At 39.8% G+C, this 26,100-nt stretch carries 23 protein-coding genes; 5 read left to right on the top strand and 18 right to left on the bottom strand.

What is annotated here, in order from left to right:
• Positions 1 to 204: 204 nt before the first annotated feature.
• Positions 205 to 1,869: a bifunctional UDP-sugar hydrolase/5'-nucleotidase UshA gene (gene ushA, locus HMPREF3129_RS04135; protein WP_004244272.1), complete on the top strand. Its 1,665-nt coding sequence runs from the start codon at positions 205 to 207 to the stop codon at positions 1,867 to 1,869.
• A 123-nt stretch (positions 1,870 to 1,992) separates the two neighbouring features.
• Here ushA and ybaK read toward each other — a convergent pair whose 3' ends face one another.
• The 4 genes from ybaK to copA all read right to left on the bottom strand — a co-directional run bounded on the left by ybaK (position 1,993) and on the right by copA (position 8,295).
• Positions 1,993 to 2,472 carry a Cys-tRNA(Pro)/Cys-tRNA(Cys) deacylase YbaK gene (gene ybaK / locus HMPREF3129_RS04130; protein ID WP_004244271.1) on the bottom strand — a complete coding sequence of 160 codons (480 nt, stop codon included), beginning with the start codon at positions 2,470 to 2,472 and terminating at the stop codon, positions 1,993 to 1,995.
• Between the two features lie 47 nt (positions 2,473 to 2,519).
• On the bottom strand, positions 2,520 to 3,329 hold the full coding sequence (locus HMPREF3129_RS04125; RefSeq protein WP_004244270.1) for a TraB/GumN family protein: 810 nt from the start codon (positions 3,327 to 3,329) through the stop codon (positions 2,520 to 2,522).
• A gap of 125 nt (positions 3,330 to 3,454) precedes the next feature.
• On the bottom strand, positions 3,455 to 5,005 hold the full coding sequence (locus HMPREF3129_RS04120) for a YadA-like family protein (protein WP_070486810.1): 1,551 nt from the start codon (positions 5,003 to 5,005) through the stop codon (positions 3,455 to 3,457).
• Between the two features lie 335 nt (positions 5,006 to 5,340).
• Positions 5,341 to 8,295 carry a copper-exporting P-type ATPase CopA gene (copA, locus tag HMPREF3129_RS04115; RefSeq protein ID WP_036918907.1) on the bottom strand — a complete coding sequence of 985 codons (2,955 nt, stop codon included), beginning with the start codon at positions 8,293 to 8,295 and terminating at the stop codon, positions 5,341 to 5,343.
• A 134-nt stretch (positions 8,296 to 8,429) separates the two neighbouring features.
• Between copA and cueR the strand changes: the two genes are divergently transcribed.
• Positions 8,430 to 8,831, top strand: a complete 402-nt coding sequence (gene cueR / locus HMPREF3129_RS04110; protein ID WP_004244266.1) for a Cu(I)-responsive transcriptional regulator — start codon at positions 8,430 to 8,432, stop codon at positions 8,829 to 8,831.
• Here cueR and HMPREF3129_RS04105 read toward each other — a convergent pair.
• The 5 genes from HMPREF3129_RS04105 to tesA all read right to left on the bottom strand — a co-directional run bounded on the left by HMPREF3129_RS04105 (position 8,797) and on the right by tesA (position 12,692).
• Entirely contained in the window at positions 8,797 to 9,318 is a 522-nt protein-coding gene (locus HMPREF3129_RS04105; protein WP_026090402.1) for an NfeD family protein, read from the bottom strand. The two genes, cueR and HMPREF3129_RS04105, sit on opposite strands and share 35 nt — an antisense overlap.
• A 2-nt stretch (positions 9,319 to 9,320) precedes the next feature.
• On the bottom strand, positions 9,321 to 10,244 hold the full coding sequence (locus HMPREF3129_RS04100) for an SPFH domain-containing protein (protein WP_004244263.1): 924 nt from the start codon (positions 10,242 to 10,244) through the stop codon (positions 9,321 to 9,323).
• Positions 10,245 to 10,283: 39 nt separating this feature from the next.
• Positions 10,284 to 11,141, bottom strand: coding sequence for a co-chaperone YbbN (locus HMPREF3129_RS04095; RefSeq protein ID WP_004244262.1), 858 nt, complete (start codon positions 11,139 to 11,141; stop codon positions 10,284 to 10,286).
• Between the two features lie 85 nt (positions 11,142 to 11,226).
• Complete coding sequence (locus HMPREF3129_RS04090; protein ID WP_036918904.1) at positions 11,227 to 12,012, bottom strand: SDR family oxidoreductase; 786 nt, start codon at positions 12,010 to 12,012, stop codon at positions 11,227 to 11,229.
• Positions 12,013 to 12,062: 50 nt separating this feature from the next.
• Positions 12,063 to 12,692, bottom strand: a complete 630-nt coding sequence (gene tesA / locus HMPREF3129_RS04085) for a multifunctional acyl-CoA thioesterase I/protease I/lysophospholipase L1 (protein WP_012368271.1) — start codon at positions 12,690 to 12,692, stop codon at positions 12,063 to 12,065.
• On the opposite strand from tesA, the gene ybbA reads away from it, so the two are divergent.
• On the top strand, positions 12,663 to 13,349 hold the full coding sequence (ybbA, locus tag HMPREF3129_RS04080) for a putative ABC transporter ATP-binding protein YbbA (protein WP_036918901.1): 687 nt from the start codon (positions 12,663 to 12,665) through the stop codon (positions 13,347 to 13,349). The two genes, tesA and ybbA, sit on opposite strands and share 30 nt — an antisense overlap.
• Entirely contained in the window at positions 13,346 to 15,787 is a 2,442-nt protein-coding gene (gene ybbP / locus HMPREF3129_RS04075) for a putative ABC transporter permease subunit YbbP (protein ID WP_004248642.1), read from the top strand. Before ybbA ends, ybbP begins: the two co-directional genes overlap by 4 nt.
• A 99-nt stretch (positions 15,788 to 15,886) precedes the next feature.
• On the opposite strand, the gene HMPREF3129_RS04070 is transcribed toward ybbP, so the two are convergent.
• From HMPREF3129_RS04070 to ppiB, 6 genes are all read right to left on the bottom strand, one after another.
• On the bottom strand, positions 15,887 to 16,912 hold the full coding sequence (locus HMPREF3129_RS04070) for a mechanosensitive ion channel family protein (protein WP_004244256.1): 1,026 nt from the start codon (positions 16,910 to 16,912) through the stop codon (positions 15,887 to 15,889).
• Positions 16,913 to 16,989: 77 nt separating this feature from the next.
• The gene (locus HMPREF3129_RS04065) at positions 16,990 to 18,258 is read right to left on the bottom strand and encodes an MFS transporter (RefSeq protein ID WP_004244255.1); all 1,269 of its coding nucleotides are present in this window, start codon (positions 18,256 to 18,258) and stop codon (positions 16,990 to 16,992) included.
• A gap of 123 nt (positions 18,259 to 18,381) precedes the next feature.
• Positions 18,382 to 19,449, bottom strand: coding sequence for a 5-(carboxyamino)imidazole ribonucleotide synthase (gene purK, locus HMPREF3129_RS04060; RefSeq protein ID WP_036918898.1), 1,068 nt, complete (start codon positions 19,447 to 19,449; stop codon positions 18,382 to 18,384).
• On the bottom strand, positions 19,446 to 19,967 hold the full coding sequence (gene purE / locus HMPREF3129_RS04055) for a 5-(carboxyamino)imidazole ribonucleotide mutase (protein ID WP_017627898.1): 522 nt from the start codon (positions 19,965 to 19,967) through the stop codon (positions 19,446 to 19,448). The genes purK and purE overlap by 4 nt, the downstream gene beginning before the upstream one ends.
• Before the next feature lie 132 nt (positions 19,968 to 20,099).
• Positions 20,100 to 20,822, bottom strand: coding sequence for a UDP-2,3-diacylglucosamine diphosphatase (locus HMPREF3129_RS04050; RefSeq protein ID WP_004244250.1), 723 nt, complete (start codon positions 20,820 to 20,822; stop codon positions 20,100 to 20,102).
• A 12-nt stretch (positions 20,823 to 20,834) separates the two neighbouring features.
• The gene (ppiB, locus tag HMPREF3129_RS04045; RefSeq protein WP_070486806.1) at positions 20,835 to 21,329 is read right to left on the bottom strand and encodes a peptidylprolyl isomerase B; all 495 of its coding nucleotides are present in this window, start codon (positions 21,327 to 21,329) and stop codon (positions 20,835 to 20,837) included.
• A gap of 391 nt (positions 21,330 to 21,720) precedes the next feature.
• Between ppiB and cysS the strand changes: the two genes are divergently transcribed.
• Positions 21,721 to 23,112: a cysteine--tRNA ligase gene (gene cysS / locus HMPREF3129_RS04040; RefSeq protein ID WP_004244247.1), complete on the top strand. Its 1,392-nt coding sequence runs from the start codon at positions 21,721 to 21,723 to the stop codon at positions 23,110 to 23,112.
• 66 nt (positions 23,113 to 23,178) lie between these two features.
• On the opposite strand, the gene fruK is transcribed toward cysS, so the two are convergent.
• From fruK to folD, 3 genes are all read right to left on the bottom strand, one after another.
• Positions 23,179 to 24,120, bottom strand: a complete 942-nt coding sequence (gene fruK, locus HMPREF3129_RS04035) for a 1-phosphofructokinase (protein ID WP_004244246.1) — start codon at positions 24,118 to 24,120, stop codon at positions 23,179 to 23,181.
• 635 nt (positions 24,121 to 24,755) lie between these two features.
• Positions 24,756 to 24,968, bottom strand: coding sequence for a ribosome-associated protein YbcJ (gene ybcJ / locus HMPREF3129_RS04030; protein ID WP_004244244.1), 213 nt, complete (start codon positions 24,966 to 24,968; stop codon positions 24,756 to 24,758).
• 3 nt (positions 24,969 to 24,971) lie between these two features.
• Positions 24,972 to 25,844, bottom strand: a complete 873-nt coding sequence (folD, locus tag HMPREF3129_RS04025; protein WP_004244243.1) for a bifunctional methylenetetrahydrofolate dehydrogenase/methenyltetrahydrofolate cyclohydrolase FolD — start codon at positions 25,842 to 25,844, stop codon at positions 24,972 to 24,974.
• Positions 25,845 to 26,100 lie beyond the last annotated feature (256 nt).

Genomic DNA, 26,100 nt, shown 5'->3' with positions numbered 1-26,100 from the left:
ATCCACGTCCTTTAGGGCGTGGAGGATGTCAAAGCAAATAGAGTTTGACTGATGTCTCAAAAAAACTATTGGAACAATGAAATAATAATAAAAATATATAACCTACGTCATAAAACACAGTAAAACTATTTACTTCTTTCTGCTTTTTCTACTGTGAATACAGGGCAGAGCCTTCTCAATAAATAATATACATGGGGATAGACCATGAGCTTATCGTTTAAATTATCTGCATGCGCACTGACAGTGACTTTAGCAATGGCGCCTGTGATGTCTCAGGCATGGGAAAAAGATAAAACTTACCAAATTACCATCCTACATACTAATGATCACCACGGTCACTTTTGGCACAATGATCATGGTGAGTACGGTTTAGCTGCTCAAAAAACCGTCGTTGACAATATTCGCGATGAAGTCGCTAAAAATGGCGGTAGCGTATTGCTTCTGTCTGGTGGTGATATTAATACGGGGGTTCCTGAATCTGATTTACAAGATGCAGAGCCTGATTTTAAAGGGATGAATCTTGTCGGTTATGACGCTATGGCGCTGGGTAACCATGAGTTTGATAATCCACTGGAAGTGCTACGCCAACAAGAAAAATGGGCTACTTTCCCCTTCCTCTCTGCGAATATTTATCAAAAAAGTACCGGTGAACGTTTATTTAAACCTTATACTATTTTTGATAAGCAAGGAGTGAAAATCGCGGTATTAGGTTTAACTACCGATGATACGGTGCGTATTGGTAATCCTGCTAACTTCCCTGATACTGAGTTCCGTAAACCGGCAGATGAAGCGAAAAAAGTCGTTGAAGAATTACGTACCACAGAAAAACCCGATATTATTATCGCTGCTACCCATATGGGGCATTATGACGATGGTAATCATGGCTCTAATGCACCGGGTGATGTTGAAATGGCACGTGCTTTGCCGAAAGGCTATTTAGATATGATTGTCGGTGGACACTCACAAGATCCGGTTTGTATGTCTCAAGAGAATAAAAATTACAAACAAGCAGATTATGTTCCCGGCACGCCTTGCGCTCCAGATAATCAAAATGGCACATGGATTGTTCAAGCCCATGAATGGGGTAAATATGTAGGTCGCGCTGATTTTGAGTTCCGTAATGGCGAGTTCACATTAAAACACTATCAGTTAATTCCAATTAACTTAAATAAGAAAGTGAAAAAAGAAGACGGAACCACTGAGCGAGTTTACTACACAGAGGAGATCCCTCATAACCCTGAAATGATGAAATTACTGACCCCTTATCAAGAGAAAGGTGGTGAGCAATTGAATGTGAAAGTCGGGGAAGTGGTTGGTAAATTAGAAGGCGATCGTAGCAAAGTTCGTTTTGAACAAACGAATATGGCGCGTTTACTGTTATCTGCTCAGGCGGAGCGTGCGAATGCTGATTTTGCCATTATGAGTGGTGGTGGTGTACGTGATTCGATTGAATCTGGCGATATTACTTATAAAGATGTATTAAAAGTACAACCCTTTGCTAACGAATTAGTCTATGTTGATTTCAAAGGTGAAGAAGTTGAACCTTACCTATCCGCAGTTGCTTGCATGAAAGTAGATTCAGGCGCTTATGCACAATTTTACAATGTAAGTTTAACCGTAGATGCAGATTGTAAAGTGAGTGATGTAAAAATTGCGGGCAAACCATTAGATAAAACTAAAAATTATCGTATGGCGACATTAAACTTTAACGGTATTGGTGGTGATGGTTATCCTAAGATTGATTCACACCCAGGATATGTCAATACCGGCTTTGTTGATGCAGAAGTGCTAAAAGGTTATATCGAAAAACACTCACCACTAAAAGCGGCTGATTTTGAACCGCAAGGCGAGATTGTGTATAAAAAATAGTATTTATTGAAAATATACAATCGATAATTCCCAAAAGGCGGCAGAGGATGTCGCCTTTTGTTATTTTATTTCTTATTGGCAGCTTGGTTGATATAAAAGCCTAAAATAAGCAATCAGTTACTCTTAATCCTCTTTACGGATCAGGGCAAATTGTGCACCTAATACTGAGCATAAGTCTTCAGCCGCTAGTTCAATATCCAGCCCTCGCTTACCTCCTGAGACATAGATAGTGTCAAACTTAAGTGCTTGATCATCAATCACCGTGGGAAGGCGCTTTTTTTGTCCTAATGGGCTTATACCGCCGACTAAATAACCTGTTACTTTTTGTGCTATTTGTGGATCGGCCATTTCTGCTTTTTTAGCTTTAAGGCATTTGGCGACTCGTTTTAAGTCAAGTTGACTTGATACTGGGGTGACCGCAACGGCTAGGTTTTTAGCATCACCATTTAACGCAACAAGAAGCGTTTTAAACACTTGACGGTTATCTAGCCCTAACTTTTCAACGGCTTCATCACCAAAGTTATGTACATTCGCATCATGTTCATAAGGGTGAAGAGTAAATTTAATTTTTTGTTTTTCCAGTAAATTCACTGCGGGAGTCATAATTATTCCTACTCAATAAGGTGAGAGCAATGGTGAACGTGATCTTGTTATGCTTGATAAGTTAATCGATCAACTAAATTATCTTCACCAAATAAGTGAAGAGCACCGACGGTGACAACATAGTGGCCTGCTGGAAGATTAGAAAGCGTTGTTGCCCAGACTTGATTGCGCTTTTCCATTAAAATATCAAATACCGCTTTGCTAAAAGTATTTGGCAAAGGAGAAGGGTGCTTTTCACTGGTATAATTTAACCACCAATTGATCATAATTTGCAATGCCCGTGCATTTTCATGCCAATTTTTTAGCGTATCTTCGAGTAATTGTGCGCCGTCTTGTGGAAAATCTAATAATAATGCGACCTGACGCTCAATACCTTCTAGCTCTATAATCGCTTTTTGTTGTTTATTGGCTTGTTGGATAACTTGATAATCAATGCCGTGCTGTGGTTGTAATCCAAGTTGCATCGCTTGGGTTGATTGTAATATCAGCGCGATTTGCCACAGTGGTTTATCATCAATTTGGTAACGTGGAATAGAAAGAAGATCACAATGGCTGATGATAGTGGCAAGTTGTGTTTCATTTACTCGTTGTTCTAATGGCTCTCGCAATAACGATAGCTGATCAAAGGGCTGAGTTTCGGTTGAAATATCCGCTTCGACAATAACCGCATCCGCTGTTGCTATTTTATTAATCAGCACATTGGATAATGGTGACATCGTTGGCACGCCCATATGGATACTACCAACAAGATGTAAAGAGACATGATTAGGGAGTGAAATATCAATAGCAGGATAGGGGTAATAAGATGTTTTCTGTATACCGATCCATTTCTTGATTTTCTGTATTATATCCTTCATTTGATACGCTCCTCATGGGATAAACCACAAGGTTGTAGCATAACGGATTTTGTATTGAATAAAACAAGGAAAACTGAGTTTTACTTAGCTTTCCTTATCTTTACCGCTATATTTATAAATTTATATTACCAACTAATACCGATCCCCCCCGCAGAGACCCAATTGTTAGCGTCATTCCAAGCGGTTGAGGCTTTAACTTTAACATTTTCGTTGATACGGTATTGCATTCCCCATGCAAATGCTGTGGCATTACGATAATTACCGATACCCATCGCGGTGCTAAAGGTTGCTGCATCATTAAAGGGTAAATTACTCATCGCTGCAACAGAGGCAATCCCTTGATTAGCGCGCTTTTCAACTTTATAGAAACGATTATTGGTTTCATTTTTAAAATGGCTAAGATCATTTCTAATGGCATTAATATTATCTGTGTTTGACTTATTTCCGGCATATAAAGAGCCAAGATGACCTACTAAACTTTTAGATTGCTCATTAACATTGAAATCATTAGCTAGGTATTGCTTTACATATTTTTTATTTTCGTCAGCAGTTTGTTTAACTTGATTAATATTTTCTCTATTTGTTTGTATATCTTCTTTATTTGTTTGTATATCTTCTTTATTTTTTTCTACAATACTTTCTACTTTAGTAATACCTTCTCTATTAACAGCTATATTACCTTCATTTTTTTTTACATCACTTTCTACTTTAGTAATTTTATTATCCTGTGAAGTTAACTTTTCAGTAGTTCTTTGTTGTTGATTCGCTATAGCTCCAACTTCATTATCTATTTTTCCTGATAATAAAACATATGCATTAGAAATATCAATTCGTGTTACTGGTTGCGATAATCGCTTAGTAATCATTTGGATTTCAGTTAATGGTTCTGCTGTTTCTAGATCTTGATTTGCAACAATAGTAAAAGAGGTACCTTTTTCTATACTTTCGTCAACAACATTTTTAAAATTTTGTATCTGATGTAATAATACCATCTGTGTTAGTCTTATCTCACTAGTATTTTCATCCTCACTAGTATTTTCATCGTTCATTGTTTCTAAAAAGTCTGCTTCTAGATTTTCTAAATAAGAAGACATAGTACGAGCGATATCCTTTTTACTTTTATCCACTAACATACTTCCATCTTCATCAGAATCAACATCTATTGCTTTAGACATACGATCAAAAAAAGGTTTAGAAAGGCTGACTACAGTATTTTCAGATGATGTAGATGTAGAAGGTCTAGAAATAGAAATAAAGGCTGAAATGTATTCACCTATCAATTTACTATGATAATTGGTTGCAGGGTCAGTCATGTCAAGGTATGTGTTAATTTCTTTAATTGCTTTAATTGTTTTAATTGGATTAGCATCTGTATTTGGAAATTGTGTCCTATATCCTGATGTATTACCTATTGTTGGTGCGCCATAACCCATTAATGGTGGTTGTGGTAGATGAGTTGTTGATGTTTGGGGAATACCTACACTTGATTCTACCATAGAACCATTTCCTAATTGTGAAGGGTTACCTGTTGGTAATGGGCTTGGGCTAATTACTGGTGGGCTAAAAGTCATAGATGGAGATAGATTATCCATTGGTGATAGGCTATCCGTATTAGAAAAAACATTTGCAGAATAAATTAAAGATAAAGAAATAAGAAATAATTTATTATAATTCATTAAAAAGTCCTTATAAAAATATAAAGTATAAAAATAAGTGGCTTATTTTATAAAATGTTTTTTAAATCACTATAAATAAAACGCCTTTTAATTTTTATTAATGAATATATTTATAAATAATAAAATATAATGAATTATTGATAATAAATTGCTATTCTACCGTTAAGAGGGCGGAGTGATGACTCTCTTGTATAATGAAAAATTCCTCTTTGACTGGCCGATAGCAATATCGGCTTTTTTTTAACTTATTGAAATGATGATAATTCTCTCTGGATAATAAAAAAGCCTCTGGTATCTAAAGATAGAAGAGGCTGTATTTGACTGATTAATTGCGACTATTTTTTAGGTTTAAAACGTAATAATCGGTTGGCATTACTGACGACAGTGATTGATGATAAGGCCATGGCAGCCCCTGCAACCACAGGGTTTAATAATGTACCGGTAAAAGGATATAAGATACCGGCAGCAATAGGAATGCCTAAACTGTTATATATAAATGCACCAAACAAGTTTTGTTTCATATTGCGCAGTGTGCCTTTTGAGATCTCAACCGCATCAGCAACACCATGTAAGCTATGGCGCATTAAGGTAATGGCCGCGGTTTCAATGGCGATATCACTGCCACCACCCATCGCAATACCAACGTCTGCTTTAGCCAGTGCTGGGGCATCGTTAATACCATCCCCAATCATTGCTACGCGACGACCTTCTGCCTGTAGTTGACTAATCGCTTGCGCTTTACCTTCTGGCATAACGCCTGCAATCACTTGATCAATACCCGCTTCTTTAGCTATCGCATTGGCTGTAATAGGGTTATCTCCAGTTAACATGACCAAACGATAACCTTGATGATGTAGACGCTGTAATGCACTAACGGTATCTTCTCGCAGTGGGTCACGAATAGAAAGTAGGGCCGCTATTTTCCCATTTTGTGCCAATAAGACGGGGGTTACCCCTTTCGCTGATTGGTTTTCTATTAAGGCGTTTATCTCACTTATATCAATGCCAGATTCTTTCATTAGTTTAGGATTACCTAACAGCACAATATTGCCGTCAATTTCACCACTTAACCCCATACCTGCAAGAGTTCTAAATTGGCTTATTTGCGGTAATTTAATACCTTCAGCTTTGGTTAAAATCGCTTTTGCTAATGGATGATTAGAGCCACTTTCTAGTGCGCCTGCTAATGCTAGCGCTTGAGTTTCACTTATCTGATTGAATGTGTGGATCTCAGTTACTTGTGGCATGCCTTCAGTTAAGGTACCTGTTTTATCAAAAACTAAGGTATCTAATTGGCTTGCTTGTTGTAATGCATCCGCATCACGCACTAATACGCCATATTCTGCGGCACGTCCCACACCTGAAATAATCGACATGGGGGTCGCTAATCCTAGAGCACAAGGACAAGCGATAATTAATACCGTTGTGATAATGACGAGTGCATAAGTAATCTGTGGTGAAGGACCAAAAAAGTACCAGATAGCCCCTGCAATTAACGCAATAACGACGACGATAGGAACAAAGACACTGGAAATTTTATCCGCTAATTGGCCAATTTCGGGTTTACTGCTTTGTGCTTGACGTACCAGTTTGATAATTCGAGCAAGGGTAGTTTGACTGCCTACCGCTGCAGCTTTAAACAGCACTGAGCCATCTTGCACGGTAGTACCTGCATGAATAGTATCACCAAGGCTTTTTTGTTGTGGAATTGGCTCACCAGTTAACATTGCCTCATCCATCCACACTTCACCTTGGGTGATTTCACCATCAACGGGAACTTTATCACCGGTTGCTAAACGCAAGATCATACCTTGTTTCACATCCGCTAATGGCATTTCAACTTCGCCATTATCCGTTACTACTCTTGCTGTTGGTGGTGTTAAGTCTAATAGACGCTCTAATGCTTTAGAAGAGCGCTGACGGGCTCTTTGTTCAAGCATATGACCAAGGTTTATCAAACCAATGATCATCGCACTGGCTTCGTAATAGAGATGTCTTGCTTGGGCAGGAAACACCTCAGGCCATAAGTTAACACTAATTGAATAGAGCCAAGCAGCCCCTGTACCTAACGCAACGAGCGTGTCCATGGTGGCACTGCCGTTTTTTAGGCTTTGCCACGCATTACGATAAAAGTGTCCACCTGCAGCTATCATCACAATAAGCGTAATAATACCAATAGTTAACCAGATATTATGATTAGCTTCCGTTAACATCATATTATCGCCGATCATTCCCCATACCATTACAGGAATACCAACGACTAAGGCTAAGGCTGCTTGCCAGCGAAAACGCTTCATATTAGCGACAGCGACTTCTTGTTGACGCTCTCTGCGTTTTACATCATCTTGAATAATTTCTGCCCCATAGCCTGCTTTTTCGACCGCATTAATCAGGTCATCATGATTAACATGACCGGTTACAAGTGCGCTACGTTCAGCCAAATTAACACGTGCATTTTCAACACCGGAAACACTTTGTAAGGCTTTTTGTACTTTGCTAACACAGCTTGCACAAGTCATACCGTCGATTAATAGCTGAGTGCTATCATCATCGATACTGATATCAGCATTATTATTATAAAGGATGGCTTCTTCTACTGGAATATCACAAATCGCCGCTGACGATGCTTCCAGTGGTGCATCCGTTTGCGTCAGCGGCTCAGTTTTTGGGTGGTTGGCTCCTGCTAATTTTGCATCATAACCAGCATCTTGAATGGCTGTGATCACACTCTCTGTGTTTGCCGTACCTGTTACTGTGGCATGAGTTAATTCCACTTGTGCACTTTCTACCCCATCAGTCCCTTCAAGAGCTTTCTTCACTGAATTGATACAATGACCACAATTTAAGCCTGATAAAGTCAGTTCAATAGTTTTTGGTTTATTTTCTTCTTCGTTTGCTAATGAGGCTTCAAAACCTTCAGCAACAACGGCGGCAATTAAATCTTTTGCGTTTGCTGTACCAAAAATTTCAGCCGATGTTTTGTCTACATTGACCGCAACAACACCGTCAACGGCTAACAACGCGTTTTCTGTTTTACCAACGCATTTCATACAGTTAAGTCCACTCAAATTTAGTTTTACATCAGCTTGAGTGGCTAGATGAGCTTCATATCCGGCTTCTTCAATGGTTTTGATTAAGCTTTCAACAGTTGCGTCGCTGTCAATTTTAGCGTATTGAATAGTCACCGTGGACTGTTCTATATCATTGCGGGCATCAAGTGATTTTTTTACACTGTTAACACAGTGGGAGCATGAAAGCCCTTGTAGTGCGAGTAGCGTAGTTTTTGCCATGGTCAATATCTCCAAATAAAAAGCGATTACCTCTATTATGGCGTAATATGGGATAACTTGCTTTCTTGAAAAGGTTTTTTCTTATCTGAGATAAAGGCTAAACCTTTCCGCAAGGGGAAGGTCAAGGGGGAATTTTGAATATTAGTGAAATCGCAACCAAAACCGGTTTGACGACAAAAGCAATCCGTTTTTATGAGGAAAAAGATCTGATAACCCCACCTCATCGAGGTGAAAATGGCTATCGATACTATTTGCCGCAACATATCGAAGAATTAACACTGTTAAAGCAAGCTCGTGAAGTTGGGTTTAGTTTAGAAGAGTGTCGTTCATTGCTGATGTTATTACGCAATCCCTCGCGTCACAGTGCTGATGTGAAAGAGGCAACCTTAAAGAAAGTGGCTGAGATAGAGAAAACCATTAACGAATTAAATGCTATTCGTCAACGGCTTCTCTTATTAGCAAATGAATGCCCTGGCGATGATGGGGCGGAATGCCCAATCATCAATCATCTTTCTGGTTGTTGTCATCATCAATAACAGCAGCATGCTGTATTGATGATGCCGAGCGAGTGGTGGGAGAAAATGAGGTGACGTGCAAGGTGATACCATCAATAGCAATCACTTTGACTGTATCACCTGCTTTTAATGGCGTGTCAGAATAGACTCGCCAACTCCCATCAGCAAGCTTTATGCGACTAAAACCATTTTCAGTATCCGATAACAAAACTGCTTTTATACCAATAAGTTGGTGACTTTTTTGGTTTAGGTTTTCTGCTTCTTTGGATAACTTTTTGCGTTTAAGCCAGATACGCCAAAGGATCGCACTAATAACGGTGAGTAATGCAAATAGAATACCTTGAATGGGCCAACCAATAGGTAAGATCCATGCGATTAATGCAACACATAATGCGGCCATACCAGACCATAGTAAGTAGCCTGCAGTGCCTAGCATTTCGGCGATTAATAGTAAGACACCAAGGCAAAGCCAGAAAAGTGCTGGCTGAGCACTAATCCATTCAATCATCATTAATTGCTCTTGTTACCTGAGTCACTTTTTTTGGTATTTAATAATTCTGAAATACCACCAATTGCACCCATTAAGTTACTGGCTTCTAATGGCATCATTACAACTTTGCTGTTATCGGCAGAACCAATTTGTGACAGGGCATCGGTATACTTTTGTGCAATAAAGTAGTTAATGGCTTGCATATCCCCTTTAGCGATAGCTTCTGATACCATTTGCGTCGCTTTTGCTTCCGCTTCTGCTGCACGCTCACGGGCTTCGGCTTGTAAGAAAGCAGACTGACGTTCACCTTCTGCTTTTAAGATTTGCCCTTGTTTTTCACCTTCCGCTTTTAAGATTGCCGCTTGACGGATACCTTCTGCTTCTAGAATATCAGCACGCTTAGTACGCTCAGCTTTCATCTGCGCATTCATGGCAGAAATTAGCTCTTGTGGTGGGCGCACATCACGAATTTCAATACGGGTAATTTTAATACCCCATGGGTTAGTTGCATCATCAACAATCAGTAATAAACGGCTATTGATCTGATCACGTTGTGAAAGAATTTCATCCAGTTCCATAGAGCCTAACACAGTACGGATATTGGTTAGCGTTAGATTGATGATTGCAAGCTCTAGGTTATTCACCTCATAAGCAGCTTTTACTGGATCGATAACTTGAATAAAGCAGACCGCATCAATACTGACATTGGCGTTATCACGAGAAATCACTTCCTGAGAAGGGATATCTAATACTTGTTCCATCATATTAATACGACGACCAATACGGTCAATAAATGGAATAAGGAGTTGAAGGCCTGGAGCAAGGGTACGTGTATAACGTCCAAAACGCTCGACAGTCCACTGATAACCTTGTGGAACGGTTTTTACACCACTTAAAACTAAAATAATGGCGAATAAGATAATAATACCAATAACTATTTCCATGTATCTGTCCTTAGCCTGCTTTAATAAATAAAATGAATATTAATAAAGTAAAGAATACACCATTCGGCGATATTTAGATGCTAGATTATCATTAGTCCCTAAAGCAGATAAAATATCCATCAGGGTTTTCTTAACTTGTCCTTCACCGGCATTAAGATCTTTTTTCAGAAAATTAAATAGCAATTCAAGGGCTTCATCATTACGTGCCACTTCATGCAGTTTTAACGCCAGTTGAATAGCGAGTTCAGTATTGTCAGGTTGCTGATTAAAATTATCTTGTAATTGCTGAATTTCAGGTGTGTCGGCAGCTTGTTTTTGCAGTTCAATTTGAGCTAATAAACTATGATAATAGCTATCTTGATCTTGCAATGGAATTGCGGCTAATAATTCTTCTGCTTCATTATGTTTATTTAATGAAATTAAAGCACCTGCGAGGGCTAAGGTAATTTCACTGTTTTTAGGATCAATTTGGTGTGCTTCTTTTAACAGTGGTAATGCTTCGTCTGCTTTACCTTCTGCTAATAGTGCTGAAGCTTGCGCCGCTTTTAATTCTTCTGGTTTAGGTAAGATATTGGCAAGGATTTGGCGAATAGCTTCTTCAGGTTGTGGGCCTTGGAACCCATCGACAGGACGACCTTCTTGCAATATATAAACAGTTGGGATCGCTCTTAGACCAAATTGCGAGGCAATCATCTGTTCAACATCACAATCTAATTTAGCTAATACAAACTGATCAGCAAATTCAGCCGCTAGTTTATCCAACGTTGCCCCAAGCTCTGCACAATGAGGACTACGCTCTGAATAGAAGTACATCATGACCGGTTTTGTCATCGATTGTTCTATAACTTGCTGAATATTCGATTCATTTACATCAACAATATGTGCAGTTGCTAACATTAACTTATCCCTTTTTGAGAGTTTTAAATATAAATGCTGTTTATTACGCTATTTCATTAATAAATAAGGATGAATTTTACAAAAATCAAGCCTTGTTACTTTGGCCGTTTAAGATCCTATCCATAAGTCTATCAGGGAGGAGTCGTTTTAACACTTTGACGGCATAAGTGAGTAAGGTCACAGGATAACGTAACTTAGGTCTTGGACTTTCTAAAGCATGGAGTAGTTTTTTCATTACATCATCAGGTGTTAATGTGAAACGACTCGCAATCCCCGGATTTTTTACCGGTTTATCTTGTTGGGCTTGATTAACATTTTCAGTAAAGCGTGTTTTTATTGGACCCGGCTCAATTAAACTGACTTTTATCCCCGTAGAGGCAAGTTCCATTCTTAATGCATCAGACCAAGCTTCAACGGCATATTTACTCGCCGCATAAGCGCCTCGGCCGGGAGTAGAAATTAATCCCATTACCGAACTCGTCTGAATAATACGTCCTTCGCCATGAGGTAACATCGCCGGCAGTAACCCCATAGTAAGCTGATGTAAGCCAAAGAAATTAGTGGAAAATTGTTTTTCCATTTGCTGGCGACTAATCGCATTTAATGGACCATAAACCCCAAAACCACCATTATTAAATAATCCATATAAACGCCCATTAGTAAGGCGAATGACTTCTAATATGGCTTTTTCGATACTTTCTGCATCATCGAGATCAAGAAAAATAGGCTCAAACCCCAATGTTTCCATATGGTTAAGATCATCTTCTTTGCGACAAGCAGCCAGTACTCGATACCCTTTTTGCTTGAGTGTTTTTGCCGCACACAGTCCAATCCCACTAGAACTTCCTGTAATCAATACCGTTTTTTGCATAATTTTACAATTAATCTCATTTAATCTAGGTTAACTACTGTCACAATAGTTTAACGTGTTAGGTAAGGGGATAGGGTTTTATCCATCCATTGAGCAATAAAAGGCTGAGCCGCTTCATTTGGGTGAATGCTGTCGTTTTGCATCCACTCAGGTTTATCTGCTATTTGCTCCATATAAAATGGGATAAGCTCAAGAGCATTGTCTTTCGCCAATTGTGGGTAAATCGCAGAAAAAGATTGCGTATAGCGTTTACCATAATTAGGCGAAATCATAATTTGCATAAAGAGTGGCGTTGCTCCCGCTTCTTTTACTTGGGTAATGATGTTTTGCAACGCTTCTTTCGTTTGGGCTACAGGGTAGCCTTGTAAGCCATCATTTGCACCCAGTTCAATCAAAACCCAACGAGGTTGGTGCTGTTTTAATAAATCAGGGAGCCTATTTTGACCTTGAAATGCGGTTTCGCCACTGATGCTTGCATTTACGACATTTATTTCAGGATAAGTTAATTTCCACTTATCCGCGAGGCGTTGTGCCCATGCGCTTTCAATAGGAAGGCGATATCCGGCACTTAGGCTGTCACCAAAGATCAAAAAGGTATCAGCAGCGATAGACTTAAAGCTAAACATCATCATGACGATAAGGAAACAAGTATGTCGACGGAAAAGGTTCTTGAAGTTCATCAGTTAACCAAACAAGTAGGAGAAGGTGATAGTCAGATCTCTATATTGCAGGGTGTTGAGTTAGTTGTCGAGTCTGCACAGACAATTGCTTTAATTGGTGAGTCAGGATCGGGCAAATCTACACTTTTAGGTATTATTGCCGGATTAGATGATGGAGGCGCTGGTCGTGTGCAATTAATGGGACACGATCTGACCAAAATGAATGAAGAAGAGCGGGCAAAATTACGTGCACAACATGTCGGATTTGTTTTTCAATCTTTTATGCTAATTCCAACGTTAAATGCCTTAGAGAATGTGCAACTTCCTGCGTTATTAAAAGGTGAGTTAGAAAAACAGAGCCATACGCGAGCCGTTGATTTACTTAATCAATTGGGTTTGGGTGAGCGCTTGTATCATATGCCCGCACAACTTTCCGGTGGTGAGCAACAACGTGTTGCATTAGCAAGAGCTTTTTGTACCCAACCGGCGATCCTGTTTGCTGATGAGCCAACAGGTAATCTTGATCGAAAAACGGGAGATAAAATTGCCGATTTACTGTTTTCCCTTAATCGTGATTATGCCACAACATTAATTTTGGTCACCCACGATAATGAGCTTGCCGCTCGTTGTCAGCGAAGATTACGTCTTGTTGATGGGCAACTTAAGGAGGAGTCATGATCTGGCGTTGGTTTTGGCGTGAGTGGCGCTCGCCGGCTTTATTAATTGTTTGGCTCTCTTTAGCGCTGGCGGTGGCTTGTGTGCTGGCGTTAGGGCGTATTGGTGATCGGATTGATAAAAGTATTTATGCTCAAAGTCGTGATCTTATCGCCGGTGATTTAGTGCTACGCGCCTCGTATCCTGTTGATGAAAATTGGCTAGCTGAAGCTAAAAGAATGGGGCTAACACTCAGTCGTCAAATGCAATTTACCACCATGTCTTATGCCCCAGAAGGTGATACTCCTCAATTGGCGTTGGTAAAAGCCGCGGATAACTTATATCCACTCTATGGTGAGCTAGAAACTCAGCCCGCAGGGCTAAAAGCGGAGAAAGGCACGGCGTTAGTAGATGCAAGGTTACTGGCGCTTTTGGGTATCAAGGTTGGTGATAATATTGATGTCGGTGATGCCACTTTTACAATTAGCGGTGTATTAGTTCAAGAGCCTGACAGTGGTTTTAATCCTTTTCAAATTGCCCCGCGTATTTTAATTAATCTTGCTGATGTTGAAGCGACTGGTGCCGTTCAGCCGGGAAGCCGCTTAACTTACCGTTATATGTTTGCGGGTAATGAAGCATTAATTGATGAATACCAACAACGCTTTGATCCCTTATTAAAACCTGACCAGCGTTGGAATAGCTTAAAACAAGATAATGGTGCGCTATCTCAATCAATGGAGAGAGCAAAAAACTTTTTACTATTATCTGCATTATTAACACTATTATTGGCGATTTCTGCCGTCGCGGTTTCAATGACACATTATTGCCGTAGTCGACATACGCTAATTGCGGTATTAAAAACCTTAGGTGCCGATAATCATGCATTACGTAAATGGATTATAGGGCAGTGGGGGGTGATTATTGTTGCGGCTATCGTGGTCGGCTCACTGGTCGGTTGGGGCTTTGAATTAGTATTGTTGCAGATTTTAGCACCGGTATTACCAAAAAGTTTACCTGATGCGAGCTTTATGCCATGGCTATGGTCGGTTGGCTCTTTACTACTCATCGCGTTATTGACGGGGTTACGCCCTTATCATCAATTAATGTCAACGCAACCTTCCCGCGTGTTGAGAAGTGGTACTACGGCACCTAGTTGGCCACTACGTTATTATTTACCCATTGTTGCATTGATTGTTGTTGGCGCTTTAACTCTGTTTGCCGGAACGGGTATTTTATTGTGGTCTATTTTATTAGGTATCGTCGTCATTGCTTTCTTGCTCGGCGTGATTGGTTGGCTTGGATTATGGCTTTTAAAGCAATTTAAATTTAAGCAATTGAGTGCCCGTTTAGCGGTGACACGTTTATTACGCCAGCCTTTCCAAACCATGACGCAATTAGCCGCTTTTTCATTATCCTTTATGCTATTGACGCTATTGGTTTTGCTGCAAGGGGATTTATTGGAAAAATGGCAACAGCAGTTACCTGAAGATAGTCCTAACTATTTTTTGATTAATATGTCAAAGCCTCAGGTACAGCAGATTAATACATTATTAGCCACTTATCATGTGGCACCGACAGATGCTTATCCGGTTGTGTTAGCACGTTTAACGGCGATTAATGATCACAATGCGAAAGTGTGGGCAGATGCACGGGATGCGGGGAATAATACCGTACGAAGAGAGCTTAATTTAACGTGGCACAGTGAACTTCCTAAAGATAATGTTATTGTCGAAGGCTCATGGCCTCCCGTCGGTAATGGCGTTTCAATCGATCAGGGGGTTGCACAAAAGTTAGAAATAAAGCTGGGGGATGAGCTAACTTTTGTTGGTGATACTCGCGAGTTTAAATCTGTTGTCACCAGCATTCGCCATGTTGATTGGGAAAATATGCGACCAAATTTCTTCTTTATTTTCGCAGAAGAAGGGCTAAGCAATCAGCCTGAAAAATGGATGAGCAGTTTTTATTACAATGGTGATGGAAGTTTGATCACCGCATTAAATCGACAATTTCCTACGGTCAGTGTGCTAGATACGGGTGCATTAATTCAGCAAGTTCAGCAGATCTTACAGCAAGTCAGCCGAGCATTAGAAATTATGGTTGGATTAGTTATGCTGTGTGGGGCATTGCTATTAGTGGCACAAATTCAAGTCGGTATGACACAACGTCGTATCGAGTTGGTGGTTTATCGAACATTAGGCGCGAGTAAGTCACTATTAAGACGCACGCTTTGGGCGGAGTTTGCCTTATTAGGGTTAATGGCCGGTTTAGCTGCAGCGATAGGGGCTGAAGTTGCATTAGGGGTGTTGCAAAAATCGGTATTTAATTTCCCATGGCAACCACAATGGATGATGTGGATAGTTGTTCCCGCTCTTGCCGCCGTATTACTTTCACTTTGTGGTAGTATTTTAGGGGTTAGGCTATTACAAGATAAAGGCCAATATCGTCGTATTCAGGGAGAATAGTCGCCATTAGTTATCTAGTTATCATTAAATGAAGTGATACGTGATATTGAATTAAAAATGCTGATATCGAACGGATATCAGCATTTTTTTATCGGATGCTTATGGTGATACAGGCGATGATTTTTCAATATATACAGTTTGTGATGGGAAGGCGAAGTCAGCGCCATGTTGATGCACAATATCAATCATTTTTAAATAAACTTCTTGCTGCGCATCTAACCATTCTGCCCATACTGTGGTTTTGGTAAAACAGTACACCATAATATTTAATGATGAATCGGCGAATTGATTAAAATAGACCAATAAAGTTTGTTTGGTGTCGATTTTGTCGTTTTGTTGTAGCATTGTGCGGATATCTTCGACAATAACCCCAACTTTGTCCGAATCTTCATAGCGTAACCCTAATTCTGTTTCAATACGTCGATTGGTCATTCTGCCGGGGTTTTCAACACTAATGGAGGAAAATACTGAGTTTGGAATATATAACGGGCGATGATCAAAGGTCATTATCTTTGTGATACGCCAGCCAATCTCAACAACAGTTCCTTCGATATTGCGATCGGGTGAACGTACCCAATCACCAATGTTAAAAGGGCGATCAAAATAGAGCATAACACCTGAAAAAAGGTTACTCATAACGTCTTTACTTGCCATACCAATGGCAATACCGCCTAAGCCACCAAATGTCATTAAGCCCGATAAACTCATGCCAAAATGCTCACCGAACAGTAAGATCATGATGACAAGAAGAGTGATTTTAAATATACGCGAAATAATACGGGCTGAGGTGGGATCACTGCCTTTTTTAATTTGTGATTTTTCTAATAAATTAATGAGTAAGAAAAATTTTCTCATTAGGATTAATGCGATAGCAAGATAGCTAAAGAAATTAATCATCTGAAAAGAGATAAAGTGTAGTTTAAAATCTACCACCGCCATTTCACAATATTGGCTTACAATAGCCACTAAACTACAAAGCAAAATAGCTTGGATGATGTGAATAATTATGTTTCTACGACGTTTTTTTTGTTTGTCATGTAAAAAAGATATGGCAAGAAAGGCGATAAAACACGCCAAAGCTATGCCGATACCAATTGAGTATTTCATGATTAATTCTTCATTCATCTGCTCGATCTCTCCTCGCTAAAACCGCTTCTCTATAATATTGATTGGATTTCTAAACTAGATTTGCGGTTTTATTTTTATCTTGGCGCATTATGTTTTTCACTGGCATGTTGGAAGTTAGGATAAATTGGTGGGCGCATAAATAGTGTGATCACCAAAATAACTAAAACAGGGATAGTGAGAATTAAAAATGCAGGTGTGAAGCTGCCTGAAATATCCTTAATAGCCCCAGCAAAGAAGGGGGCTAAACAGGCCAATGTTGAGATCAGGTTCATCACCGAAAATAGTTCTAAATAAGGTGCGCGACCAAAATAGTTAGCCAGTAACACACTTGAGGCTAAGAAGGTCATACCATAACCAATCCCCACACAAAGGGTAAATAGCATTAGGTAGATCCAACTATTAGCCATACTCAGTGCTAATAGACCGATAATAATAATCGTTAAGCTGGCAATCAGTAATTTTTTAGGCTCTAACCATTCACCAATCGCCCCACCGGCTAATCGTGAGAATGCATTGATAAAAGCCATGGTGCTCAGTAGCGTTGCAGCAATAGTTTCACTAAAACCATTTTCAATAATATGTGCAACTGCAAAACTATTTACTGTGATCCCGCACCATAGAAAAGCGGTGTAAGTGGCAGCAATGACATAAAATTGCCATGTTCGTAAAGCATGACGTGCGGTCCATATCGCTTTGGTTTGATAAATACGTTTGCTACTTTGTAATTGACTGATTTTTTTCGCATGCGCTTTTTCTGCTGAGCCTTCTCGTAATACTAAAATAGTCAGCAGGGTAATAATTGATAGAATAATAGCTGAAATAAGCCAATGCATACGCCATGTGTGCCAAAGGTGTGTGGCTAAAAAATAGATCCAAGGGCCTGCAACTCCTCCCAATCCACCAATAGTAAAATAGACACCAAAAGCAAAAGACTGTTTTTCAAATAGACGCGATAGCACGTAAGTGCCCGGTACGGTTGCTAATAGTGTAAAACCTACCCCAAGTAAGGCGGTACCAAGAAAGTAGCGTGTGATGGTATTGGTTTCATATAGAAAATAGAATCCACTGACAAAAATAATCAGTCCAATGAGGAGTGTGAAGCGGACGTTTAATTTACGGATAAGTAAAGTGGGTAAAAAGCTCGCAAGTCCACAGGTTAAGCCCAATAAAGTAAAACCAAGGCCAGCTTGTGTCCAGTTCCACTCTAGTTCAGCTATCATACTAGGTAGAACCACACCTAAAGAGGTAAATGTTGTTGCGGTAGCGAGAAAGTACACTAAACCTAGCAGTATCAGTATGCTCCACTGATAGATAGGACCAAAATTTTGTTGCGTGACTGGCATCCTGACTCCATAGAACGGGTGCAGTATCCTGAATGTTCAGGAAAAAATAGCGAATAACTGGCCTTGTATTCACAGGCCAGTACATTTAAAGGCTATTATTCTCTAACTTTCTGAGTCGGACTGCTAGCTTAATTTTTCTAGCGCCCATTTAATCGGATATTGGTAGGCTTCATCGAGCAGGGGACTTAATGCACTTAAGCTCTTTTGTAGAGCTTGATGGTGATTATGTACTAAGTTGAGATGCCCTACTTTGCGGGCTGGACGCACTTCTTTTTCATACCAATGTAGATGAACTAAAGGTAATGATAGCCATTTGGTGTCGATCTCCGTTCCAATAAGATTAACCATTACCGCCGATTGGCAAACATTAGGTTTGGGCATCGGTAAATCAAGAATAGCACGTAAGTGAAGTTCAAACTGGCTAATAGAAGCACCATTTTGTGTCCAGTGACCACTGTTGTGGACGCGAGGTGCGAGTTCATTAATCAGTAATTTATCACCGACAATAAAGCATTCCATGGCCATTACACCGATATAATTTAGTTTATTGAGGATCTTGCTAAGCATATCCTCTGCTAATTGTTGTAATGCCTCGGGAGGATTTGGTAGCGCAACACTCATGCGTAAAATGCCATCTTGATGAAGATTGTGAGAGAGTGGATAAAAAACACAATCCCCCTGACGATTTCTTGCACCAACTAAAGAGACTTCTCCAGAGAAAGGAATACCTTGTTCGACAATACATTCACCATATATTTCGGCTGGTAATTGTTGTTCGTCACCTGGGTGTATCCGCCATTGACCTCGTCCGTCGTAACCACCAACACGGCGTTTAACGATAATAAACTCCCCTAGCTGATTGAATAGCTCAGGCCATTGCTCAGCCGAAGTTAATGGTTGCCAAGGTGCCGTCGCTAAATGAAGCTCATCAAGGAGTTGTTTTTGTGGTAAGCGATCTGCGAGTAATGGAAAAATATCTCGGTTAATAAAGTTAGCATGGTGCTCTAACTCATTGGTTAATGCGGTTTCCGGCCAACGTTCAATTTCTGCGGTAATAATACTCTTTTGATAAGGTACCGCTTCGGGTTCAGCATCAAGTCCCACGGGATATACCGCAATACCTAATGGCTCACCCGCTTGACGTAACATTCGACCTAACTGTCCATTACCAAGAACACAAACCGGCTTCATAGCGCCTCCCTTGGATCAGGGTGATTAAGGACTTCTTGTGTCTGTGTTGCTCGCCATTGTGTTAATGCATTAAAAATATCAGCAGAGTGTAATGCTAAAATTTGTGCGGCAAGTAGCGCGGCATTAGCAGCCCCCGCTTTACCAATAGCCAGTGTGCCAACGGGAATACCTTTCGGCATTTGTACAATAGAATAAAGGCTATCAACACCACTTAATGCAGCACTTTGTACAGGAACCCCTAATACAGGAACTAAGGTTTTGGCTGCCAACATCCCCGGTAAATGTGCAGCACCGCCAGCACCCGCAATAATCACGTCAAAACCATTCTCTTTGGCCTGTTCTGCGAAACGAAATAATTTATCCGGTGTTCGGTGTGCGGAAACAATTTCAACATGGTAAGGAAGTTGTAACGCGTCTAGGACTTCTGCGGCATGACACATTGTCGCCCAGTCACTTTTCGAACCCATCACAATGGCGATACGAGGGGATGAGGTATTGAGACCAACTTGAGAAGACATTACTTAACTGCTCCTGTAAGCATAAACGGATATAGCCAGAGAAACTGAGCATGATAGTATCACGCTAACACGTCAAGGAAAACGTTTGCGTAAAGAAAAATATGCTACAATAGCCGAAAAAGTATCATCTATTTAAAATGGAAATTGGATCAGTTCGATTTTATCTGAGGTGACTTTAAACATTGAGCCTTCCGTATGCCAAGCTCCTAATACACCTCGATAATGTGGTTTCCCATCAATGTCGACGGTGTGGATCGCCGGTCGATGAGTATGACCGTGGATCATCCATTGGGTATTAAATTGTTTAAAGGTATTGATAACGGCTTGAGCATTAACGTCCATTATCGCTTCAGATTTGTATTGGTTGCTACTTTGACTACGAGAGCGCATTTTTTTAGCAATACGTAATCGAATGGTCAGAGGAAGGAGTAGGAATAAGCGTTGAATAAACTTATTGTGGACTTTTTTACGATAGCGTTGATAGGCATCATCATCGGTGCAAAGCGTATCACCATGTAAGATTAAAATACGATGTTGCTCTATCTCAAGCACTTTTTCTTGTGGTAGCAGTGTCATTCCGCTCTCTTTTGCAAAGCGAGAGCCGATTAAGAAATCGCGGTTACCATGAATAAAATAGCAGGGCACTCCCGCATTTTTTAATGCCATTAATGCTTGGGCTATGCGCTGATGTAGTGGATTAGGATCATCATCACCAATCCAAAAATCAAAAAAATCACCCAAAATATAAAGTGCATTTGCGTGGATCGCTTGCTCTTGTAAAAAGCGAAGAAAACCGGCAGTAATTGCCGGTTCGTGCTCACTTAAATGCAGATCTGCAATAAACAGGGTGCACATAAAAAGCGCTACTTATTCGCTAACAGTAACACTGTTAATGATAATATCTTCACGAGGAACATCTTGGTGGAAACCACTGCGACCAGTAGAAACGGCTTTGATTTTGTCTACAACATCCATCCCTTCAACAACTTCAGCAAATACACAATATCCCCAACCATTGGCATTTTCTGCACGGAAGTTTAAGAAGTCGTTATCTGCTACGTTGATAAAGAATTGTGCTGTTGCAGAATGTGGATCGTTGGTACGAGCCATCGCTAATGTACCACGATTATTGGCAAGACCGTTGTTTGCTTCGTTTCTTACCGGGGCTTTAGTTTCTTTTTGCTTCATACCAGGTTCAAAACCACCACCTTGGATCATAAAACCATTAATAACACGGTGGAAGATAGTGTTATCGTAGAACCCTTTTTTACAGTAATCTAAAAAATTTTCTACGGTTGCAGGTGCTTTATCTGCAAATGTTTTAATCACGATATCGCCGTAATTGGTATGAAAAGTAACCATATTCAGATCCTAGTATAATTTTAGTTTTACCCAGATGTGGGCTGAAACAATAGACCGTTTTTTTATACCACAGTTACCTTATTTAGTCAGTATTCATCTTTTGTTCATGGCGACTTTCACGCTAAAAAGCGCGAAAATAGTAATAGAAAACATTTTTTGCCAATTATTTCACCAATAAACTCAATTTGGCGCCTTACTGTTAACGATTGAACAGTGAAAATAAACGCAGAGCAGAGTAATATAAGAGACTATTAATTGGATTACCTTTGAGTTTAGGCATTAAAACCCTTATAAAGGTAATGTTATGTGGTTATTTTTATCGCTGTAGTCGTTATTTTATATACATAAATACGTAATCAACACGTACAGTTAAAAATGGGAACGTCCTCTGATGCTAAAGATTTTTAATACTCTTACTCGACAAAAAGAAGAATTTAAACCTATCCATAAAGGAAAAATAGGTATGTACGTGTGTGGCATCACTATTTATGATTTATGTCATATTGGTCATGGACGTACATTTGTGGCATTTGATGCCATAACCCGCTATTTACGTTATTTAGGGTATGATGTGAATTATGTGCGCAATGTCACCGATGTGGATGATAAAATCATCAAGCGTGCGATTGAAAATAATGAAACTTGCGAACAATTAACGACACGTATGTTAGCGGAAATGCATAAAGATTTTGATGCATTGAATATCTTACGCCCTGATTCAGAGCCACGAGCCACACATCATATTGCAGAAATTATTGCTCTTACCGAGACATTAATTAAACGTGGTCATGCTTATGTAGCAGAAAATGGTGATGTGATGTTTGCCATTGATACCGATCCGGATTATGGCTTGCTTTCTCGTCAAGATTTAGAGCAACTACAAGCAGGGGCTCGGGTTGAAGTCGCTAACGTAAAACGCAATCCTATGGATTTCGTGCTTTGGAAAATGTCAAAACCCGGTGAACCAAGTTGGACATCACCATGGGGAGAAGGGCGACCAGGCTGGCATATTGAATGTTCAGCCATGAATGGTAAAGAATTAGGTCATCATTTTGATATTCATGGCGGTGGTTCAGATTTAATGTTCCCGCATCATGAAAATGAAATTGCACAATCAACCTGCGCTCATGATGGTCCTTATGTTAACTATTGGATGCATTCCGGTATGGTGATGGTAGACAAAGAAAAAATGTCTAAATCACTGAATAACTTTTTTACTATTCGTGATGTTCTTGCCTATTACGATGCTGAAACGGTACGTTATTTCTTATTATCAGGACACTATCGTAGCCAACTAAATTATACCGAAGAGAACTTAAAACAGGCGCGTACCGCATTAGAGCGTTTATATACTTCTTTACGTGGCACTGATGCAAATGCTCAACCTGCTGGTGGTGAAGCGTTTGAAGCGCAGTTTATTGAAGCAATGAACGATGATTTCAATACACCAGAAGCCTATTCTGTGTTATTTGATTTAGCACGCGAAGTGAATCGCTTAAAAACCGTCAATATGGAGGCGGCTAATGGTTTAGCAGCGGTGTTGCGTAAATTGGCCAAAGTATTAGGCCTATTAGAGCAACAACCAGAACACTTCTTACAAAGTGGTGCGCAAGCAGACGATGCTGATGAAGTAGAAAAAATTGAAGCGTTAATTCAACAACGCAATGATGCTCGTAAGAATAAAGATTGGGCAGCTGCGGATGCCGCTCGTGATGCTTTAACAGCAATGGGAATTGTATTAGAAGATGGCCCACAAGGTACAACATGGCGTCGTAATAGCTAATATTGCTACCTATTGATAAAGCAGATAAAGTCAAAAATATCGGGTAATCATTATCCGATATTTTTTTTAGATTTTTAGTGGCGTTAATTCAACTTCGGTCATCATTCTTGCCAATTGTTCACGATCAGTTATTCCAACATTGGTTTGACTGACGGCAAGAGCTGAAATTGCTGTAGCAAGACGTAAGGTATGTTCACTGGTTTGCCTCATCATCAAACCATAAATCAACCCACCTACCATAGAGTCACCGGCACCTACCGTGCTGACCACATCACATTTAGGCGGTTTTGCCATCCACGCACCAGAGGCGTTAACCCACATAGCGCCTTGTTCACCTAACGAGATAACAACATGAGCAATACCTTGCTGGCGTAATTCATGGGCGGCTTGTACCACGTCAGAGAGTTCAGGTAAAGGTCTACCTGCCCAAATTTCTAGTTCATGATGATTGGGTTTTACTAACCAAGGTAACGCTTTTAACCCCGCGACAAATGCTTCTCTGCTACTATCAAAAATAAGGCACATACATTCGCTACGTAGTCGCTTCATCCAAGCAGTAAAATCATTTAAATCAATACTAGGTGGTACACTTCCACTGACACAAATCATATCAAATTGACCCGCCCAGCTGAGTGTGTCATTTACAAAACGAGTCCAATCTTGTTTAGTGATTTCAAACCCTGAAAAGTTAAAATCAGTTACTTTACCGCTGGGTTCAGTCAGTTTGACATTGATACGTGTGCGACCTTCAACCATTTGGAAGCGATTAGCAATCCCGGCTTCACTAAACTCTTTTTGAAAGCCATCTTGATTCTCTTTACCTAAAAAACCGCCAACAGTGACATCAATACCAAGGCTTTTTAATACTTTGGCTACATTGATACCTTTACCGGCAGCATGAAATCCCGCCGTTGTTACTCGGTTAACTTCACCCAATTCAATAGGGGTACTTAATCCCACAAGATCATAAGCAGGATTTAATGTAATGGTAGCGACTCGACGTCTCATGCTTGTACCTTACCTGTAGTAAAATCATAGGTATCACTTTTCTGTTGCAAGAAAAGCAGAGAGACACCTTGGATTGGTAGGTTAAACATAAGAACTCCTATTAGATTAAGGATCAAATACAACATAAAAATTAAAAATAACGCTTCATACTTTATTATCAGGCTGAATCGTTTCAAACTATAATGTCTAATTTAGTATAAACAATGTTCTTTTGCCTAATAAAACAAAGGAAAAGTTAGATCTAAATCACGTTTTAGCATATTAAAGCGATTATTAATACGTAAAAATCATCCAACGGAAAAGGTTGCTGAAATTCTTACTACAAGCCAACTAAGCATTATTTATATAAAAAATAATAGGTTATGTAATCAATATTTAACTTATTCTTTATCAAAGCGTTAATGTGCTGAAGCGAGATAAAGTATTATCACTGATATGAATAGCAAAAATAATAACCTACTATTATTATCTTAAATTGATGCAATTAAATCAATTTAAAATCAATGGATTAGTCCACTAATTTTACAGACTTAAATAAAAGCTCGAAAAATAGCGTGTTTAGTAAAAAAAGGGTAGAAAGATAAAAAAAGCGTTACTAAAGAGTAACGCTTGAGTAACGAGTATGATTAGCTGAACTAGTTGCTGACAGTGACAGCAAACTCACCGAGTGTGACGACTTTACCGGCAGTAATTTTACAGCGTTTACGTGTTTCTACTTCACCATCAACGCAAACGAGGCCTTCAGCAATAATATTTTTTGCAGCGGCTCCGCTTTCTGTCCAGCCTTGGAGTTTTAATAGATCACACAGTTCTACATAGGGGTGACCATCTAATTGAAATGTTTCCATTGATTAATTATTTCCTATATCAGGATCGTGATATTCTTCGCAGGCTTGCAACGTATTTTGAATCAAAGTCGCTACAGTCATTGGACCTACACCACCCGGAACAGGGGAGATCCACCCCGCGCGTTGAGAGGCTTGTGCGAAATCAACATCACCAACCACTTTACCGTTTTCAAGGCGATTAATACCGACATCAATGACAATAGCGCCAGGTTTTATCCATTCACCAGGAATAAAGTTAGGTTTACCAACTGCCACAACCACCAAATCAGCATGTTCAACATGAAAACGTAAGTCTTTAGTAAAACGATGAGTGACAGTCGTTGTACAGCCTGCAAGCAGTAGCTCTAAACTCATTGGGCGACCAACAATATTTGAAGCACCAATAATTACCGCATTTAAGCCATTCATTGGAATATTGCAACGCTCTAAGAGTGTGACAATACCACGAGGGGTGCAAGGACGTAGCTTAGGTGCACGTTGGCACAACCGACCAATATTGTAAGGATGGAAGCCATCAACATCTTTATCAGGATGAATACGTTCTAATACTTTGACGTTATCAATTCCCGCAGGTAAAGGGAGCTGCACTAAAATACCATCAATAGTATTATCTTCATTTAGAGTATCAATGAGATTGAGTAAATCTGCTTCACTTGTAGTATCCGGTAGATCGTAAGAGCGAGAGATAAATCCTACCTCATCACAAGCTTTACGTTTACTAGCAACATAGATTTGCGATGCAGGGTTATCACCGACTAAAATAACCGCTAAACCCGGTGCACGTTTTCCTATCTTAATACGTTGTTTTACTTTTTCTGCCACTTCACTTCTGATGGTCTGCGCAATCGTTTTCCCATCTATAATTCTTGCTGACATCTATACATCCAAATTATTCAATTATGGTATTGCTCTATTTTGTCAGATCATAAGCAATCTGTCAGTTGATTACTTACCATATTTTAACCATCTAGTTTGATTTTGTGGAAAAATCGTTGACTCTCAGAATGTTGAAAGTATAATTCACACCCGTTATCAGCATAAATGCTAACGTCTATTTCCCCTCTAGGCGCCCTTAGCTCAGTTGGATAGAGCAACGGCCTTCTAAGCCGTAGGTCACAGGTTCGAATCCTGT

This window comes from Proteus sp. HMSC14B05 (assembly GCF_001808035.1).
Taxonomy (GTDB): Bacteria; Pseudomonadota; Gammaproteobacteria; order Enterobacterales; family Enterobacteriaceae; genus Proteus; species Proteus mirabilis.
This window is presented reverse-complemented; position numbering and strand designations above follow the sequence as displayed.

Excerpts from the sequence above, each read along its gene's own strand:
- ushA (WP_004244272.1), top strand. The coding sequence starts at position 205 with ATGAGCTTATCGTTTAAATTATCTGCATGCGCACTGACAGTGACTTTA.
- ybaK (WP_004244271.1), bottom strand. The coding sequence starts at position 2,472 with ATGACTCCCGCAGTGAATTTACTGGAAAAACAAAAAATTAAATTTACT.
- HMPREF3129_RS04125 (WP_004244270.1), bottom strand. The coding sequence starts at position 3,329 with ATGAAGGATATAATACAGAAAATCAAGAAATGGATCGGTATACAGAAA.
- HMPREF3129_RS04120 (WP_070486810.1), bottom strand. The coding sequence starts at position 5,005 with ATGAATTATAATAAATTATTTCTTATTTCTTTATCTTTAATTTATTCT.
- copA (WP_036918907.1), bottom strand. The coding sequence starts at position 8,295 with ATGGCAAAAACTACGCTACTCGCACTACAAGGGCTTTCATGCTCCCAC.
- HMPREF3129_RS04105 (WP_026090402.1), bottom strand. The coding sequence starts at position 9,318 with ATGATTGAATGGATTAGTGCTCAGCCAGCACTTTTCTGGCTTTGCCTT.
- HMPREF3129_RS04100 (WP_004244263.1), bottom strand. The coding sequence starts at position 10,244 with ATGGAAATAGTTATTGGTATTATTATCTTATTCGCCATTATTTTAGTT.
- HMPREF3129_RS04095 (WP_004244262.1), bottom strand. The coding sequence starts at position 11,141 with ATGTTAGCAACTGCACATATTGTTGATGTAAATGAATCGAATATTCAG.
- HMPREF3129_RS04090 (WP_036918904.1), bottom strand. The coding sequence starts at position 12,012 with ATGCAAAAAACGGTATTGATTACAGGAAGTTCTAGTGGGATTGGACTG.
- ybbA (WP_036918901.1), top strand. The coding sequence starts at position 12,663 with ATGTCGACGGAAAAGGTTCTTGAAGTTCATCAGTTAACCAAACAAGTA.
- tesA (WP_012368271.1), bottom strand. The coding sequence starts at position 12,692 with ATGAACTTCAAGAACCTTTTCCGTCGACATACTTGTTTCCTTATCGTC.
- ybbP (WP_004248642.1), top strand. The coding sequence starts at position 13,346 with ATGATCTGGCGTTGGTTTTGGCGTGAGTGGCGCTCGCCGGCTTTATTA.
- HMPREF3129_RS04070 (WP_004244256.1), bottom strand. The coding sequence starts at position 16,912 with ATGAATGAAGAATTAATCATGAAATACTCAATTGGTATCGGCATAGCT.
- HMPREF3129_RS04065 (WP_004244255.1), bottom strand. The coding sequence starts at position 18,258 with ATGCCAGTCACGCAACAAAATTTTGGTCCTATCTATCAGTGGAGCATA.
- purK (WP_036918898.1), bottom strand. The coding sequence starts at position 19,449 with ATGAAGCCGGTTTGTGTTCTTGGTAATGGACAGTTAGGTCGAATGTTA.
- purE (WP_017627898.1), bottom strand. The coding sequence starts at position 19,967 with ATGTCTTCTCAAGTTGGTCTCAATACCTCATCCCCTCGTATCGCCATT.
- HMPREF3129_RS04050 (WP_004244250.1), bottom strand. The coding sequence starts at position 20,822 with ATGTGCACCCTGTTTATTGCAGATCTGCATTTAAGTGAGCACGAACCG.
- ppiB (WP_070486806.1), bottom strand. The coding sequence starts at position 21,329 with ATGGTTACTTTTCATACCAATTACGGCGATATCGTGATTAAAACATTT.
- cysS (WP_004244247.1), top strand. The coding sequence starts at position 21,721 with ATGCTAAAGATTTTTAATACTCTTACTCGACAAAAAGAAGAATTTAAA.
- fruK (WP_004244246.1), bottom strand. The coding sequence starts at position 24,120 with ATGAGACGTCGAGTCGCTACCATTACATTAAATCCTGCTTATGATCTT.
- ybcJ (WP_004244244.1), bottom strand. The coding sequence starts at position 24,968 with ATGGAAACATTTCAATTAGATGGTCACCCCTATGTAGAACTGTGTGAT.
- folD (WP_004244243.1), bottom strand. The coding sequence starts at position 25,844 with ATGTCAGCAAGAATTATAGATGGGAAAACGATTGCGCAGACCATCAGA.